The following is a 280-nucleotide window of genomic DNA, read 5'->3' as shown; positions in this document are numbered from 1 at the left end:
TGCCGTCGGTCAAGGTGAAGCTCAGGCCGTTATGGCCGCTGACCGGCAAGCCTTGGGCGTTGGTCAGGGTCACGGTGTAGGTAACCTGGCCGCCTTCGGTGACAGTGGTCTTGTCCGCGGTCAGTGTCGCCACGACTTCGCTGGTGGTGTCGGTGATCTGCAGCGTTGCTGGAGTGGTGCTCAGCTGCAGATTTTCGAAGCCCTTGCCGCCAGCATCGACTGCGCTCTGAACACCCAACTTCACGGTTTCGCCGTCTTTGAAGACGTCGTCGCCCTGGGC

At 61.8% G+C, this 280-nt stretch carries 1 protein-coding gene; it reads right to left on the bottom strand.

All coding sequences use genetic code 11. The features are described from left to right. A partial coding sequence (locus G7Z99_RS19695; RefSeq protein WP_219854307.1) for a hypothetical protein occupies positions 1-244 on the bottom strand: 244 nt, incomplete at its 3' end. Positions 245-280: the final 36 nt, after the last annotated feature.

This window comes from Pseudomonas entomophila, assembly GCF_013523165.1.
Taxonomy (GTDB): domain Bacteria; phylum Pseudomonadota; class Gammaproteobacteria; order Pseudomonadales; family Pseudomonadaceae; genus Aquipseudomonas; species Aquipseudomonas entomophila_A.
The sequence above is the reverse complement of the archived record's forward strand: the minus strand, read 5'-3'. Positions and strand labels throughout refer to the sequence as shown.